Source organism: Burkholderia sp. AU30280 (assembly GCF_020420125.1).
GTDB lineage: Bacteria > Pseudomonadota > Gammaproteobacteria > Burkholderiales > Burkholderiaceae > Burkholderia.
On sequence record NZ_JAIZRY010000016.1, the window covers coordinates 68,206 to 83,448 of the forward strand.

At 67.8% G+C, this 15,243-nt stretch carries 15 protein-coding genes; 12 read left to right on the forward strand and 3 right to left on the reverse strand.

The window, feature by feature from the left end:
* The first annotated feature begins 84 nt into the window (after positions 1 to 84).
* From LGN17_RS30005 to LGN17_RS30025, 5 genes are all read left to right on the forward strand, one after another.
* Complete coding sequence (locus LGN17_RS30005) at positions 85 to 342, forward strand: hypothetical protein (RefSeq protein WP_226200673.1); 258 nt, start codon at positions 85 to 87, stop codon at positions 340 to 342.
* A 205-nt stretch (positions 343 to 547) separates the two neighbouring features.
* Positions 548 to 1,060, forward strand: a complete 513-nt coding sequence (locus LGN17_RS30010) for a fimbrial protein (protein WP_226200674.1) — start codon at positions 548 to 550, stop codon at positions 1,058 to 1,060.
* Positions 1,061 to 1,179: 119 nt separating this feature from the next.
* Positions 1,180 to 3,633: a fimbria/pilus outer membrane usher protein gene (locus LGN17_RS30015; protein ID WP_226200675.1), complete on the forward strand. Its 2,454-nt coding sequence runs from the start codon at positions 1,180 to 1,182 to the stop codon at positions 3,631 to 3,633.
* Positions 3,634 to 3,649: 16 nt separating this feature from the next.
* Positions 3,650 to 4,396: a molecular chaperone gene (locus LGN17_RS30020; RefSeq protein WP_226200676.1), complete on the forward strand. Its 747-nt coding sequence runs from the start codon at positions 3,650 to 3,652 to the stop codon at positions 4,394 to 4,396.
* Positions 4,393 to 5,418, forward strand: a complete 1,026-nt coding sequence (locus LGN17_RS30025) for a fimbrial protein (RefSeq protein ID WP_226200677.1) — start codon at positions 4,393 to 4,395, stop codon at positions 5,416 to 5,418. The genes LGN17_RS30020 and LGN17_RS30025 overlap by 4 nt, the downstream gene beginning before the upstream one ends.
* A 154-nt stretch (positions 5,419 to 5,572) precedes the next feature.
* Here LGN17_RS30025 and LGN17_RS30030 read toward each other — a convergent pair whose 3' ends face one another.
* Both LGN17_RS30030 and LGN17_RS30035 read right to left on the reverse strand, forming a co-directional pair.
* Complete coding sequence (locus LGN17_RS30030; protein WP_175955423.1) at positions 5,573 to 5,710, reverse strand: HHHH-motif protein; 138 nt, start codon at positions 5,708 to 5,710, stop codon at positions 5,573 to 5,575.
* A gap of 46 nt (positions 5,711 to 5,756) precedes the next feature.
* Complete coding sequence (locus LGN17_RS30035) at positions 5,757 to 5,981, reverse strand: hypothetical protein (RefSeq protein ID WP_226200678.1); 225 nt, start codon at positions 5,979 to 5,981, stop codon at positions 5,757 to 5,759.
* 281 nt (positions 5,982 to 6,262) lie between these two features.
* Here LGN17_RS30035 and LGN17_RS30040 point away from each other — a divergent pair, with 281 nt between their 5' ends.
* The 7 genes from LGN17_RS30040 (at position 6,263) to LGN17_RS30070 (ending at position 13,076) form a co-directional block, all read left to right on the forward strand.
* Entirely contained in the window at positions 6,263 to 6,919 is a 657-nt protein-coding gene (locus tag LGN17_RS30040; RefSeq protein WP_226200679.1) for an RNA polymerase factor sigma-70, read from the forward strand.
* Positions 6,920 to 7,005: 86 nt separating this feature from the next.
* A complete protein-coding gene (locus LGN17_RS30045; RefSeq protein WP_175955417.1) occupies positions 7,006 to 7,248 on the forward strand; it encodes an MbtH family protein in 243 nt (80 codons plus the stop codon).
* 45 nt (positions 7,249 to 7,293) lie between these two features.
* Entirely contained in the window at positions 7,294 to 8,301 is a 1,008-nt protein-coding gene (locus tag LGN17_RS30050) for a TauD/TfdA family dioxygenase (protein WP_226200680.1), read from the forward strand.
* Entirely contained in the window at positions 8,301 to 9,149 is an 849-nt protein-coding gene (locus LGN17_RS30055) for an ABC transporter ATP-binding protein (RefSeq protein WP_226200681.1), read from the forward strand. Before LGN17_RS30050 ends, LGN17_RS30055 begins: the two co-directional genes overlap by 1 nt.
* Positions 9,146 to 11,236, forward strand: coding sequence for a Fe(3+)-hydroxamate ABC transporter permease FhuB (gene fhuB, locus LGN17_RS30060; RefSeq protein WP_226200682.1), 2,091 nt, complete (start codon positions 9,146 to 9,148; stop codon positions 11,234 to 11,236). Before LGN17_RS30055 ends, fhuB begins: the two co-directional genes overlap by 4 nt.
* Positions 11,233 to 12,033: a siderophore-iron reductase FhuF gene (gene fhuF, locus LGN17_RS30065; protein WP_226200683.1), complete on the forward strand. Its 801-nt coding sequence runs from the start codon at positions 11,233 to 11,235 to the stop codon at positions 12,031 to 12,033. The genes fhuB and fhuF overlap by 4 nt, the downstream gene beginning before the upstream one ends.
* Positions 12,030 to 13,076: an ABC transporter substrate-binding protein gene (locus LGN17_RS30070; RefSeq protein ID WP_226200684.1), complete on the forward strand. Its 1,047-nt coding sequence runs from the start codon at positions 12,030 to 12,032 to the stop codon at positions 13,074 to 13,076. The genes fhuF and LGN17_RS30070 overlap by 4 nt, the downstream gene beginning before the upstream one ends.
* A 203-nt stretch (positions 13,077 to 13,279) precedes the next feature.
* Here LGN17_RS30070 and LGN17_RS30075 read toward each other — a convergent pair whose 3' ends face one another.
* Complete coding sequence (locus tag LGN17_RS30075) at positions 13,280 to 15,025, reverse strand: cyclic peptide export ABC transporter (RefSeq protein WP_175955391.1); 1,746 nt, start codon at positions 15,023 to 15,025, stop codon at positions 13,280 to 13,282.
* Positions 15,026 to 15,243: the final 218 nt, after the last annotated feature.

Below are 15,243 nucleotides of genomic sequence, written 5' to 3' on the forward strand. Positions count from 1 at the left end.
TGGGCGATTTACGATCCGGAATTGACAATCGAATTAACCATATATTGGAAATAATGAGGGTGGCAAAGTGTCGCAGCAAAACGTTTGCATTCGTATCGCAATCGTTTGCGCGAAAGAATCATATTGATTGAATCGCGAGTTAATTTCCTGTTTGTTGAAAATGATTTGATATTGGCGTTGTCGCCAGGCAACGATGGCGGTGTTGGACAAGATTTTGTCTTTTTCCCGGATGATTTTCCTGGAGCCCTTGCCAGCAAGGAGGAGCGGGTTGGCGGCGCCTGTCGATCGAAAATGTCTTTAATCTTCAATTGCTTCCATGGAATAAAAAAGGACTGCGGATAAAAATCTCGGGATTGAAAACGGGTGGGAAATGGTGCGGGTTTGGAGGGGTAAATCGAAGATTGTCAGAAGCATTTGACAATGATTTACAGAAAACTTTCATGATTATCTCGATAATGCCGCCTCGTGACGGACGGAAGCCAACCACGCGCTGCCGTTTGTGTCCGCCACGTCATCTACTCCATTTGCACTCCTTACGGGTAACGTCATGAAAAAATCCCTCCTGACCGCTGTCGCACTCGCGGCCCTGTCGACCTCGGCCTTCGCAGCGGGCACCGGCACGATCAACTTCACGGGCGAGATCGTCGCGGGCGCATGCGGCATCGATTCGGGTTCGGTCAACCAGACCGTGAACCTCGGCAAGGTGCCGACCAACGTGTTCAAGCAGGCCGGCGACAAGTCCACGCCGACCAAGTTCGACATCCAGCTGACCGATTGCGACACGAGCGTCGCGCAGAACGCGTACTTCACGTTCACGGGCACGTCGAGCGCAGGCCAGCCGAAGCTGCTCGCGACGATCGGTTCGGCAACCAACGTCGGCATCCGCCTGCAGGCCGCGTCGGGCGAATACCTCGACAACGGCGCCGAGCAGAAGGCGCCGACCGTGCTGCAGAACGGCACGAACATCGCACGCTTCGCCGCCATGTACGAAGCGACCGCGGCCGGCGTGACGCCGGGTACCGCCGAAGGCGTCGCGAATTTCACCGTCCGCTACCAGTAAGCCGCCGTACCGGGGAAGGGTGTGCACACCCTTCCTCGTTCGTTTTTCCTCCTTTTCCCCCTTCCCTGGACTTCCGGTAGCGCCGCGTGCGAATCAGACATTCCTTCCTTTGCGTCTCCGTGCTGGTTGTCAGCAGCCAGAGCCATGCGACGGAATTCAATTCGTCGTTCCTGAACATCGACGGCTCGAACAACGTCGATCTGTCGCAGTTCTCGCAAGCGGACTTCACGCTGCCCGGCGAGTACATGCTCGACGTGCAGGTCAACGACCTGTTCTACGGGCTGCAGGCGATCGAGTTCATCGCCGTCGACACGTCGGGGGCGGGCAAGCCGTGCCTGCCGCCGGAACTCGTCGCGCAGTTCGGGCTGAAGCCGTCGCTCCTGAAGGACCTGCCGCGCTTCCAGGGCGGACGTTGCGTCGACCTCGGCGCGATCGAGGGCGCGACCGTGCGTTACCTGAAAAGCGACGGGCGGCTCAAGATCACGATTCCGCAGGCCGCGCTCGAGTTCACCGACACGACCTACCTGCCGCCGTCGCGCTGGTCCGAAGGGATTCCGGGCGCGATGCTGGACTATCGCGTGATCGCGAACACGAACCGCAACTTCGGTACGGGCGGCAGCCAGACGAATTCGATCCAGGCCTACGGGACGGTTGGCGCGAACTGGGATGCATGGCGCTTTCGCGGCGACTACCAGGCGCAATCGAACGTGGGCAATACGGCCTACGCGGATCGCACGTTCCGCTTCAGCCGGCTCTATGCCTTTCGCGCGCTGCCGTCGATCCAGTCGACGGTGACGTTCGGCGACGACTACCTGACTTCCGACATCTTCGACACGTTCGCGCTGACGGGTGCGTCGATCCGCAGCGACGACCGCATGCTGCCGCCTTCGCTGCGCGGCTATGCGCCGCTGATCTCGGGCGTCGCGCGCACCAACGCGACCGTGACGGTCTCGCAGGCGGGCCGCGTGTTGTACGTGACGCGCGTGTCGCCGGGCGCGTTCGCGCTGCAGAACATCAATACGAGCGTGCAGGGCACGCTCGACGTCGCGGTCGAGGAAGAGGACGGCAGCGTGCAGCGCTTCCAGGTGACGACGGCCGCCGTGCCGTTCCTCGCGCGCGCCGGGCAATTGCGCTACAAGGCCGCCGTCGGCAAGCCGCGACAGTTCGGCGGCGCCGGCATCACGCCGTTCTTCGGCTTCGGTGAAATCGCCTACGGCCTGCCGTTCGACGTCACGGCGTACGGCGGCTTCATCGCCGCGTCGGGTTATACGTCGATCGCGCTCGGCCTGGGCCGCGATTTCGGCGCGTTCGGCGCGCTGTCGGCCGACGTCACGCATGCGCGGGCGACGCTGTGGTGGAACGGCGCGACCCGCAACGGCAACTCGTACCGCATCAACTATTCGAAGCACTTCGACGGGCTCGATGCCGACGTGCGTTTCTTCGGCTATCGCTTCTCCGAGCGCGAATACACGAACTTCGCGCAGTTCTCGGGCGACCCGACCGCGTACGGCCTCGCCAACAGCAAGCAGCGCTACTCGGCGACGCTGTCGAAGCGTTTCGGCGACACATCGACCTATTTCTCGTACGACCAGACGACCTACTGGGAACGTGCGAACGAGCAGCGCGTGGGCCTCACGCTGACGCGCGCGTTCTCGATCGGTACGCTGCGCAACCTGAACGTGAGCGTGTCGGCTTTCCGTACGCAGAGCGCCGGTGCCAGCGGCAACCAGGTCTCGGTCACCGCGACGTTGCCGATCGGCGGCCGCCACACCGTCACGTCGAACCTGACGACGGGCAGCGGCAGCACGAGCGTGAATGCGGGCTACATCTACGACGATCCGAATGGCCGCACCTACCAGATCAACGCGGGCGCGACCGACGGACGCGCGTCGGCGAACGCGAGCTACCGCCAGCGCTCGTCCGCGTACCAGCTGACCGCGCAGGCGTCGACGCTCGCCAATGCGTACGCGGCCGCCTCGCTCGAAGTCGACGGCTCGTTCGTCGCGACGCAATACGGCGTGTCGGCGCACGCGAACGGCAATGCGGGCGATACGCGCCTGCTGGTGTCGACCGATGGCGTGCCCGATGTGCCGCTGTCCGGCACGCTCTCGCGTACCGATTCGCGCGGCTATGCGGTGCTCGACGGGATCTCGCCGTACAACGTGTACGACGCGACTGTCAACGTCGAGAAGCTGCCGCTCGAAGTGCAGGTGACGAACCCGATCCAGCGCATGGTGCTGACCGACGGCGCGATCGGCTTCGTGAAGTTTTCCGCCGCGCGCGGCAGCAACCTGTACCTGACGTTGACCGACCCCGCCGGCAAGCCGTTGCCGTTCGGCGCATCGGTGCAGGACGTGGCGAACGGCAAGGAACTCGGCATCGTCGGCGAGGGCGGTGCGGCGTTCCTGACCCAGGTTCAGCCGAAATCGACGCTGGCGGTGCGGGCGGGCGAACGCACGCTCTGCACGATCGACACGCTGCCGAACCAGCTCCAACTCGAAGGCACGCCGATTCCGGTGACGTGCCAGACGCCCGGCGAGTCGCATGCAGCGGCCGCACGGGTCGAACGATGAATTCACGGATCCAGCGATGAAAAATTCCTTCTCCCTTTCCTTTTCGCGGCGCGCAGGGTGTGTGCTCGCAACCGCCGGCGCGCTGTTCGCGGGCGCCGCGCAGGCGGCGATCGTGCCCGATCGCACGCGCGTGATCTTCAACGAAGGCGAACAGGCTGCGATCGTCACGATCACCAACAAGAGCACGACATACCCGTATCTCGTGCAATCGTGGCTCGAGGACGCGAAGGGCAACAAGATCACGTCGCCGCTGATGGTCGTGCCGCCGCTGCAGCGCGTCGAGGCGAACGAGCGCAACGTGCTGCGGATCGCGAAGCTGCCGGGCACCGAACTGCCGGCCGATCGCGAATCGGTGTTCTACCTGAACATCCGCGAAGTGCCGCCGAAGACGGATACGCCGAACACGCTGCAGATCGCGCTGCATACGCAGATGAAGCTGTTCTACCGGCCGAAGGCCGTGCAGCCGGCGCGCGACGAGGACTGGACGCTGCCGATGACGTTGCGGGTCGATTCGGCCGCGCACAAGCTGGTGTTCGACAACCCGACGCCGTATCACATCACGATCGTCGACCTGGCTTCGGGTGCGCAGAAGACGCATGTGCCGCTGGAGCCGGTGATGGTGAGCCCGATGAGCACGGCCGACGTGCCGTTCAAGGCCGCGACGCCGGCGACGCTGTTCGTCACGCATGTGGACGACTACGGCGGCCAGGTGGCGGTCGAGTATGCGTGTGAGGCCGGTGCTTGCAAGAGCGTGAAGAAATGAGCGGGGGCATGCGAAAGGGCGCGCCAACGATGACGGCGTGGTTGCGCTGGGCGATGCTGGCCGTGCTGGTCGCCGTCGTGCAGCCGGCGTTCGCGGTGCGCTGCGTGACCAGCGGCGGCGCGACATCGATGACGGAGCCGATCGGCGGCGTCGCGTCCTATCCGACCGACGCGCCCGACGGGTACGTGATCTGGGTGTCGCCGGTTCGCAATACGACGGGCTATTGCTTCAAGGATCTGGGCGGTAAGGGCAACATCGACATTTCCGACCCGATCTCGTTCTATGCGAATCCGAACAAGCAGAACCCGGCCGGGTGGGGGCTCGAGATCGGCATCCGCTACAAGGGCACCGACTATTTCGGTGCGGGGAACCAGCCGGGCACGGGCGTACCGACGGGCAAGACAGTGCCGCCGTGCACGGACCGGGAACTGAACGCCGGCCGGTGCCCGAAGATTTCGATCGACATTGCCTACCAGGTGGTGGTGCGCAAGCGCGGGTCGTGGGTGCAGCCGCCAAGCGACGTTTACACGGTGTTCCAGTTCGACGGCGCGAAAGGGCTGAACGCGATCAACCCGAGTTTCCAGTATCGCCTGAGCGGCCTGAGCAATCTCAAGCCGACGCCGTGCTTTGTCGACGTGCTCGTGACGCCCGAGCCGGGCATCGTCAATTTCGGGCAGGTGCAGGCGGTCGGCAACGGCTTCATGCCGGCGGTGCCGCGCAAGCGGTTCTCGTTGTCCCTGACCAAGAAATGCAACGTCGCGGTGCGCGTCGACGGGTACTTCGAAACGAGCTATCCGGTCCGGAACGGTTTGCTGGTGCCCGCGAAGGACAGCAATTTCGGCATCGGCATCGAAGACGGCACGGGCAAGGCGATTCCGTTCAACGAGCAGTTCACGCTGGCGCAGTTCGCGTCGAACGTGATGAACCAGAGCGTGCTGATGGACGCGGTGCTGAAGTCGTTCGGGCCGCCGAAGATCGGGCGATTCGATGCGACGGCGACGATCCGGTTGTTCATCTATTGATCCCGGCGCAGGCGGCGGGCAACAAAAAACCCTCGCATCGGAGGGTTTCGGGGCGGCTGCGATGTCCGGCAGCCTGCTGCGGTCGTCACGGTCATTTTCGCGACCGGACGGGACCGCGACGGAGCGGCGCCGGTTCCCCGGCGCCCGGTTTCGTTTACCGCACCCAGCGGCAAATCTTGTGATGGTGATGATCGAAGTGACACACGCGGTGCGGATGCGCTTCGGCGATCGCCGGCACGAGCACGGCGGCGGCGAGCGCCGCGACGGTCAGGGTCTTGAGTAGCGTTTTCATGTTGAGGTCCTGTTGTTGAAGATCGAATTACGGGAAGGGGAGGGCATCACCACTGCTGCTGCGGGTGCTGATCGTCGCGACGGTCGTCCCGGCGGTCACCGGGATGCTGCGCCTCCCAGTCACGGCGCTCCCAGTAGCGATGTCCGTCCCAGTAACGATCGCCATGCCAGCCGATCGTGACTTCGGCCGGCGCCGGATAGGCGACGCAGCCGGTGAGCATGACGCTCGATACCACGCCCGCCATGACGGCGGATAACACGATGGATTTCATGTCGTTCTCCCTTGGAAACGGCAACCCGATCGTACGAGCCCTCAAAATTTCACGTGGTAATAAGTTGCTACCGCACATGACACGCGCAGGCGTTTCGACAGACGCGTGAAAGATCGTGTCGGTGCGGCGCCGCCGGCGGCCCCGTCCTATCTGTCCGCGCAACGATTGCATCGATTATTCGGACAAATCCTGACAACTGGAAAGGTCATCTCGTAATAGTATTGAGAATGATTTGCGTTTACGTTAAATTGCGCTATCTCGGAATTTGACGGAGCAGATCGATGGCGATGGCGGAAGTGCTCGACCGACCGGCGGCGGCAGCGGCGAACCCGTTCCTCGGCAATTTTCCCGACCGGCCGCCGCGTGCGCGCCGTGCCGCGGCGCCCCGTGCGCAGGGTGCGTTGCTCGACGTGCTGATCTCCCATCGCGCGATGCTCGTCAATGTCGCGCGCGGCTTCGTCGGTTGTGCGAGCCGCGCCGAGGACGTCGTGCATGACGTGTTCGTGAAACTCGTCGAATTCCCCAACCAGGACGCGGTGCGCCAGCCGGTCGCGTACGTGACGCGGATGGTGCGCAATGCGTCGATCGACGCGTGCCGCCGGCAAAGCCTCGAGAACGTCTATCACACGGAAGAGGACGACGGCTTCGACGTGCCGTCGCCCGAGCCGACGCCGGAAGCCGCGCTGCTGACGCGCGACACGCTGCGGCGCGTGTGGGCCGCGCTCGACGACCTGCCGGCGCGCAGCCGTGCCGCCTTCGAGATGGTGCGGCTGCGCGAGGAGACGCTGCAGACGGCGGCGCGCGCGCTGAACGTGTCGCAGACGCTCGTGCATTTCATGGTGCGCGACGCGGAGCGCCACTGCGCGGAATGCCTCGACGCGTGCCATCGCGGCGTCGCGTGCCCGGTGTTCCTGGGCGGCCGCGCACGCCGCCGGTAAAAAACCGCGCCGGTCAATCGTCTATCAGACAGGAGCGGCCGACACCGCCGCTTCGCCACCTTCAACCGCCTCAGCGATTTCCGATCATGACGCAAGCCACGACGCCTTCCGCCGACACCGACGACCTCGTCTATACGGTCGTCATCAACGACGAAGAACAGTATTCGATCTGGCCGACGTTCCGGCCCGTGCCGGCCGGCTGGCGCGAGATCGGCGTGAGCGGCCCGAAAGCCGACTGTCTCGCGCACATCGAGACCGTCTGGACCGACATGCGCCCCGCGAGCCTGCGCCGCGCGATGGACGGCGAGCGCGCGACCCGCGCATCGTGACCCGCTGCGCCGGGTTTCCGGCGCGCCACCTGAAGAGGACGTTGCATGACCCTGCTTTCGTTGCCGACGCTCGACGACCTGCGTATCGAGCCGGGGCTGCCCACCGTCGTGTCGCCGCGCGGCGGCGACGGGATGTCGATCGACGACGTCGCGCCGCTGGCGCGCGAGATCGCGGCCGGCGCGCTCGAACGGGCCGGCGGCGTGCTGTTCACGGGCTTTCGCGTGCCGTCGATCGACGCGTTCCAGCAGTTCGCGGCGTCGTTCGGCGATCCGCTGATCGGCTATGAATACGCGTCGACGCCGCGCAGCCAGGTCGAAGGCGCGGTCTACACGTCGACCGAATACCCGCCGCACCGCGCGATTCCGCTGCACAACGAGCAGTCGTACACGCGCGAATGGCCGCTGCGGATCTGGTTCCACTGCGCGCTCGCGGCCCCGAAGGGCGGTGCGACGCCGATCGCGGACAGCCGCGCGGTTTACCGCGCGCTCGATCCGGCGCTGGTTGCGCGCTTCGAGAAGCGCGAGCTGCTGTACGTGCGCAATTTCGGGCAGGGGCTCGACTTGCCGTGGCAGCAGTCGTTCGGCACCGACGAGCCGGCCGAGGTCGAACGGATGTGCGCGGCGCGCGGCATCGAATGCACGTGGCGCACCGGCGACGACGGCGAACTGCTGCTGCGCACCCGCGAACGTTGCCAGGCCGTTGCGCGCCATCCGCGCACGGGCGAGCGCGTGTGGTTCAACCAGGCAAACCTGTTTCACCTGTCGGCGCTCGACGACGACATGCAGGAAGCGCTCGTCGACGCGGTCGGGCTCGAGAACGTGCCGCGCAACGTGTATTACGGCGACGGCGAACCGCTCGAAGCCGATGCGCTTGCGGAGATCCGCGGCGTGCTCGACCGGCAGCGCATCGTGTTCCCGTGGCGCACGGGCGACGTGCTGATGCTCGACAACATGCTGACTGCGCATGCGCGCGACCCGTTCGAGGGGCCGCGCAAGGTCGTCGTCGCGATGGCGCAGAGTCATACGGTCCCGCGCGACCGAACGGAGGATTGATGACGTGTAGTACCGCCGCGCTTGCCGCACGCGGGCTGTCGGTAGGCTATCGCGACCATGTCGTGATCGACGGGCTGGACCTGTCGATCGCGGCCGGCCGCGTCACCGCGCTGTGCGGACCGAACGGCTGCGGCAAGAGCACGCTGCTGCGCACGCTCGCGGGCCTGCAGCCCGCCCGTGCCGGCCATGTCGAAGTCAACGGCCGGCCGCTTGCGTCGTTTCGCCGTCGCGCGCTCGCGCGCGAGCTGACGATGCTCGCGCAGTTCAACCAGATTCCGTCGGGCCTCACGGTGCGCGAGCTCGTCGCGTACGGGCGCTATGCGTACGGCGGCTTCCTGCGCGGGCTGTCGCGCACCGACCATGCGGCGATCGACGAGGCGCTCGAGACGAGCGGCCTCGCCGACGACGCGAACCGCGACGTCGGTGCGTTGTCCGGCGGCGAGCGTCAGCGCGCGTGGATCGCGATGGCGCTCGCGCAGCAGGCGCCGATCGTGCTGCTCGACGAACCGACGACCTACCTCGACATCCATCATCAGCTCGACATCCTCGATGCGCTGCGCACGCTGAACCGCACGCGCGGGCTGACGATCGTGTGGGTGCTGCACGACTTGAACCAGGCGGCCGCGTACAGCGACGAGATCGTGCTGATGCGCGCGGGCCGCCTCGTCGCGCAGGGCACGCCCGACGCGATGCTCGATCCGGCGCGGCTGCGTGCGGCGTTCGGCGTCGAGATGCTGAAGCTCGCGCATCCGCAAACGGGCGCCCCGATGTGCGTGCCGGCCTACGGGCCGTCCACCGACGGCGCGCCGCAGGCGGCTGGCGTCCTCGACCGGGATCTCGCCGTATGACGACGTTCGCGATGCGCAAGCGCCTCGCGGCGGCGGGGAAGGGCGCGGCTGCGGGCCGGGCAGGCGCGATCGCGTTCGGCCTCGTCACGTTGATCGCGCTGCTCGCGGCGCTGCGCGTCGCCCCCGATCTGCGCGTGTGGCGGGACGCCGTGCCCGGCAGTGATGCCGCTGCGCTCGCGCACGTGTTCCTGTTCGACCTCAACCTGCCGCGCGTCGCGGCCGCGCTCGTCGCGGGCGGCTGCCTCGGCATCGCGGGCGCACTGTTCCAGTCGCTCACGCGCAATCCGCTCGCGTCGCCCGACCTGCTCGGCGTGACGGGCGGCGCCCAGCTCGGCCTGCTCGCGGCGATGCTCGTGCCGGCGCTGGCCGGTGTCGCGTCGGTGCCGCTGCTGTTCGTCTGCGGGCTGGCCGCGGCCGCAATCGCGATCGTCGCGGCCGGCGGCTGGCGCGCGACGCCGTTGCGGCTCGTGCTCGCGGGCAGCGTGTGCATGCTGCTGTTCGCGGCGCTGTCGACGCTCGTGCTCGCCTTCTTCGAGCAGAACATCGCGGGCGCCGCGCTGTGGACCAACGGCAGCCTCTACCAGCCGGGCGCGACGGGCCTCGGGCTCGCCGCGCGCTGGCTCGTCGTGCCGCTCATCGCGTTGCCGTTCGTGATCCGGCCGCTGAATCCGCTCACGCTCGGCGACGATGCGGCGGCCGCGGCCGGCGTGCGCGTCGATGCGACGCGGCTCGCCGCGACGATCGTTGCGGTCGCGTTCACGAGCGTGGCGGTCAGTATCGCGGGCCCGCTGTCGTATGTCGGCCTCGTCGCGCCGAACCTGCTGCGCCAGGTGCGCGGCGCGCGCGCGGCGCGGCTCGGCGTGCTGGTGCCGCTGTCGGCGCTCGCGGGCGGTGCGCTCGTGCTCGTCACCGACAGCGCAGTGCTCGCGTCCGGCCTCGATGCGACGCTGTCGACCGGCGTCGCGATCGCGCTCGTTGGCACGCCGCTGATGCTTGCGATGATCCGGCGCGGCGCCGCGTGGTCGGGCGTGCTGCATGCGGATGCCGAACGCGCGGCAGGCGGCGGCGCGACGCGGCTCGTGGGCTGGCTCGAACGGCTCGGCTGGCCGCTGCGCACCGCGCTGTTCGTCGCGGCAGGCGTGCTGATCGTGTTGGTGGGCGTATCGGCCGGCCCCGAGTGGCTGTCGATCGGGCGCTGGTCCGATGCGCTGTCCGGTCACGATGCGCTCGCGCGGATGCTGATCGACCTGCGCATGCCGCGGCTGCTGTGCGCGCTTCTGGCCGGCGCGCTGCTGGCGGTGAGCGGCGTCGCCATGCAAAGCGTCGTGCGCAATCCGCTCGCGGGCCCTGAAGTGCTCGGCGTCACGCAGGGCGCGGGGCTGGTCACGCTGTTCGCGTTGTCGACGTGGCCGCTGATGGGCCACCTGACGCTCGCGGCTGCCGCGCTGATCGGCGGCGGACTGTCGCTCGCGATCACGCTCGCGCTGAATCACCGGCATCGCTACGCGCCGCTCGCGGTGGCGCTGACGGGCATCGTGATCGGCGCATTGTGGACCACGCTCGCGCAATGGCTGATCACGCAGGAAAGCGTGCAGCCCGCGCGTTTCGTCGTGTGGCTCGTCGGCGGGACTTATGGCCGGAGCTGGGGCGAGGTGTCGATGCTGCTGCCGTGGTGCGTGCTCGCCGTGCCGGTGTTTGCGTGGCTCGCGAAACCGCTCGACATGCTCGCACTCGGCGACGATCAGGCGGCCGCGCTCGGCCTGCCGGTGGCCGTGCTGCGGCCGCTCGCGCTGACGATCGCGACGCTCGCCGCATGCGCGGCCGTCGCGGCGGTCGGGCCGGTCGGCTTCATCGGGTTGATGGCGCCGCACGTCGCGACGATGCTCGGCGCGCGCCGGCACCGTACGCGGCTGTGGCTCGCGGCCGCGTGCGGCGCGCTGATCCTCGGGGTGGCGGATCTCGCGGCGCGTACGGTCGTCGCGCCGCGCGAAGTGCCGGCCGGCGTGCTGACCGCGCTGATCGGCGCACCGTACCTGCTCGGGTTGCTGATCCTCGAGGGGCGCCGCGCCCGGCGCGCAGGGCGATGACGCCCGCGCTCGACGGCGCGCCTGCCACGCGTTTTTCGACGTTCGCGCCCGAACCGTTCGCCGACCACCTCGACGTCGTCTGGCTCGGCATGCCCGACGACGCGCACGCGCCGGGCCGCATCGTCGTGCCGGTCAGCGCGTTGCCCGCGCACCGCGACATCGTGCTCGACGCGATGGTCGGCCATTACGGCGGCGATCCTGCGCGGCATGCGCGCGCGCTGATGTCGCAATGGAGCAAATACTATTTCGGCCGCGCGGCGCCGGCCGGCGTCGTCGCCGCGCTGACGCTCGGCCGCCCGCTCGACATGACGCCCGAGCGGACGTTCGTCGCGCTCGACGGCGGAATGCCCGCCGCGCTGTACTTCCCGCGCGATGCGCTCGGCGAACCGTGCGACGCCCCGGCGCCACGCTATGCGGGGCTCGTCTCGCATCTTGGCGCCGTGATCGATGCGCTCGCGGCGATGGGCCGCGTCACGCCGCGCGTGCTGTGGAGCAACGCAGGCAACCTGCTCGACTATCTGCTCGACACGTATCGTTCGCTGCCATGCGCGGCCGATCCCGTTCGGGATGCGGACTGGCTGTTCGGTTCGAGCTGCGTGCACGGCGAACCGAATCCGCTGCGCGTGCCGGTGCGCGATGCCGTGCCGCGCTCGGCGCTGCTGCCGACGCCGTTTCGCGCGCGCCGCGTGTGCTGCCTGCGCTATGAAATTCCTGGAGAAACGCAACTGTGTGGAAGCTGCCCCCTGCTACTGACGATGGACGACGCGGCGCTGGCCGGGCAGGACGCGATCCGGTGACGGATGCCGGCCGCCGGCACGCGCTCGGCGCACTCGCGGCGCTCGGCGCCGCGTGCTGCGGCGCGCTTGGCGCTCGGTCCCACGCCGTTGCCGCGACCCTAGACGCCCACCGCGGGCAGGGCGCGCAGGGCGTGCGCGCGCCGGGCGCGGTGTCGCTGGCCGGCAATCCCGTCGTGTCCCAGGCGAGCGCGACGATGCCGGTGCGCCCGCAGCGCGTGGTCGCGCTCGACTTCATGTTCGCGGAAAGCGTGATCGCGCTCGACATCGTGCCGGTCGGGATGGCCGATACCGCGTTCTATCCGGGCTGGCTCGGCTACCAAAGCGACCGGCTCGCGCACGTGACCGATATCGGTTCGCGCCAGGAGCCGGGCCTCGAGGCGATCGCGGCGGTCAAGCCCGACCTGATCATCGGCGTCGGCTTCCGGCATGCGCCGATCTTCGACGCGCTCGACCGGATCGCACCGACGATCCTGTTCCAGTTCAGCCCGAACGTGTCCGATGGCGGCGTACCGGTCACGCAGCTCGACTGGATGCGGCGGATCTTCCGGACGATCGGTGCGGTGACGGGGCGCGACGCGCGGGCGCAGGCGGTCGATGCGCAGCTCGATGCGGGCATCGCGCGCAATGCGGCGCGGCTCGCGGCCGCGGGCAGAACGGGCGAGCGCGTCGCGCTGCTGCAGGATCTCGGCTTGCCCGACCGCTACTGGGCCTATACGGGCAACAGCACGTCGGCGGGCCTCGCACGGGCGCTCGGCCTCGATCCGTGGCCGAACAAGCCGACGCGGGAAGGCACGCTGTACGTGACGTCGGCCGATTTGCTCAGGCAGCGCGAGCTGGCCGTGCTGTTCGTGACCGCATCGGGGATGGAGGTGCCGCTGTCCGCGAAACTCGATTCGCCGGTGTGGCGCTTCGTGCCCGCGATGAAGGCGCACCGGATCGCGCTCGTCGAACGCAATATCTGGGGGTTCGGCGGGCCGATGTCGGCGCTGAAGCTGGCCGACGTGATGACCGATACGATGCTGAAGCTGCCGGCCGTGCGTTGAGCGCGTGAGTGCGCGGCGCTCGATCGGCGGATGATGCGGCTTCGGCTTCGACGGGCAGCGCGTTGCGGTCGGCCTGATTCGCGGTGAACCGCCCGGGCTTTTCCACGATCGCGCCGCACACCCGGAACCTGTCCTTCTGAAACGCAAATCGCCGACGCACTGCCATAGCAGCGCGTCGGCGATTTTTTTGATCGACTGCGGTGTTACGCGCTCAGCGCATCGACGCCATCCTGCGCGCGCGATCGCGCCGGCGTCGTGTCGCTGACGATGCGCCCGTTGTCGAGCTTCAGCAGGCGGTCGGCGAGATCGAAGTAGCGGTCGTCGTGCGTGATCACGATCACTGCCTTGCCGCGCGCGCGCAGCTCGGGCAGCAGTTGCTCGTAGAACACGGCCTTGAACGACGGGTCCTGGTCGGCCGCCCATTCGTCGAACAGGTAGAACGGCCGGTCCTCCAGGTACGCGACGACGAGCGCGAGCCGCTTGCGCTGCCCGGTCGACAGCGCGCGGGTGGAGAACGCGCCGTCGACCACCTTCACCTTGTGGTCGAGCGCGAGTTTCGCGACGAGCGCGTTCGCGCGCGCATCGGCCTGCGCACGGGACGGATCGTCGGGATCGACGATGCCGAGCAGCGCATCGAACAGGTGGAAATCGTTGAACACCGCGCTGAAGCGTTGCCGGTACGCGGCGCGCTCGCGCCAGCCGATCGCGCGGCCGTCGACCTCGATCGTGCCTTCTTCCGGCTCGTAGAGCCCCGTCAGCACCTTCGCGAGCGTCGTCTTGCCGCTGCCGTTGCCGCCGACGATGAACACAAGCTCGCCCGGCTGGATCGTCAGGTTGATCGGCCCGATGCTGAACATCCGTTCGTCGCGCTCGTGGAAGTACGCATGCGTGACGCCGCGCAGCGTCACGGAGCCGGCCGGCGGCACGTCCGGCGCGTCGGACGCGGGCGGTACCGTGCGCAGCGCGCCGAATTCGGCCATCACGCCTTCGATCCGCGTGAGCGACACGCGGGCCGCGTTGACGGTCGGCAGGTTGTTCAGCAGCCCGTCGAGCGGCACGAGCATGAACAGGAACACGACCACGTAGCCGGCGGCCGCGGCCGGATCGGCATGCACGCCGAGTTGCGGCCAGAACGACGCGATGCCGAGGAACACATAGAACAGGAAGATGATCCAGCCGACGCCGACCGCATACGCGCTGAACGCGCGGCGGCGGTGGTCGCGTACTTCGCCGATCGCGGCGCCGAGCTGGCCGTCGACGAACTGGCGTGCGCGTTCGTCGTGCAGCTTCAGTTCCTTCGCGCCGGAAAACAGCGAGCCGAGATAGCCGAACAGGCGGTCCTGCGCCTGGCCCGCCGCTTCGAGCGACGCGATCGCGCGGCGATCGCCGGTGTGATAGCCGAGCGAGCCGGCAATGATCGCGGCCAGCGCCAGCAGGCACACGGGCCACGACAGCCACGCGAGATAGCCGAGGCAGCCGAACACGATCGAGCCGTGCATGACCAGGTTCGGCAGCGCGAAGAACAGCATCGACACGTTGGTGGCGTCGTCGGTCAGCACCGACTGCACGGGCGCCGCGCCGATCCGCTCGATGTCGCGCAGCTCGGCCGCGCCGACGCGCCGCGCGAGATGCACGCGCAGCCGCGCCATCGTGTCCTGCGACAGGCGGGCAAACAGCGTGCCCGACACGATTCGCGTGACGAGCGCGATCACCGCGCACAGCGCGAAGCGCCACGCGAGCGACGCATCGGCCGCGCCCGGCTGCGAGAGCGCGCGGTTCAGCGTCGCGACGAGCAGCACGCTCGCGACGCCGTTCAGCACGCACGCGGTGAGCGCCAGCGCGAGCGACGCACGGCTTTCGCGCAACAGCGCAAGGATCAGGCGCGCCGCGGGGCGGCCGGGGGAAGCGTCGAGGGGCGGCGGGGAAGAAGGCTCGTGGGCGGCAGTCATCGGCAACGTCGGTAAAGGGAAGGCAAGCGAAAACGCGGAAACGGCAAAACGGACGTGAAAGCGGCCGGCGAGGCGGGGCCCCGTTCCGGCGTTCCTCCCTGATAGACGAACGGGCCGCGCGAATATTTAGCGGCGTGTACAAAAAAAGCCTTCGCGCGGGCTTTGAGCACAAAACGGTAAAAAATCGGCCGCGCCGTTCGTCACACCAGTGAAGCCGC

Coding starts and splice junctions, on each gene's coding strand:
- LGN17_RS30075 (WP_175955391.1), bottom strand. CDS start 15,025: ATGACTGCCGCCCACGAGCCTTCTTCCCCGCCGCCCCTCGACGCTTCC.
- LGN17_RS30010 (WP_226200674.1), top strand. CDS start 548: ATGAAAAAATCCCTCCTGACCGCTGTCGCACTCGCGGCCCTGTCGACC.
- LGN17_RS30035 (WP_226200678.1), bottom strand. CDS start 5,981: ATGAAATCCATCGTGTTATCCGCCGTCATGGCGGGCGTGGTATCGAGC.
- LGN17_RS30050 (WP_226200680.1), top strand. CDS start 7,294: ATGACCCTGCTTTCGTTGCCGACGCTCGACGACCTGCGTATCGAGCCG.
- LGN17_RS30025 (WP_226200677.1), top strand. CDS start 4,393: ATGAGCGGGGGCATGCGAAAGGGCGCGCCAACGATGACGGCGTGGTTG.
- LGN17_RS30030 (WP_175955423.1), bottom strand. CDS start 5,710: ATGAAAACGCTACTCAAGACCCTGACCGTCGCGGCGCTCGCCGCCGCC.
- LGN17_RS30045 (WP_175955417.1), top strand. CDS start 7,006: ATGACGCAAGCCACGACGCCTTCCGCCGACACCGACGACCTCGTCTAT.
- fhuB (WP_226200682.1), top strand. CDS start 9,146: ATGACGACGTTCGCGATGCGCAAGCGCCTCGCGGCGGCGGGGAAGGGC.
- LGN17_RS30055 (WP_226200681.1), top strand. CDS start 8,301: ATGACGTGTAGTACCGCCGCGCTTGCCGCACGCGGGCTGTCGGTAGGC.
- LGN17_RS30040 (WP_226200679.1), top strand. CDS start 6,263: ATGGCGATGGCGGAAGTGCTCGACCGACCGGCGGCGGCAGCGGCGAAC.
- fhuF (WP_226200683.1), top strand. CDS start 11,233: ATGACGCCCGCGCTCGACGGCGCGCCTGCCACGCGTTTTTCGACGTTC.
- LGN17_RS30020 (WP_226200676.1), top strand. CDS start 3,650: ATGAAAAATTCCTTCTCCCTTTCCTTTTCGCGGCGCGCAGGGTGTGTG.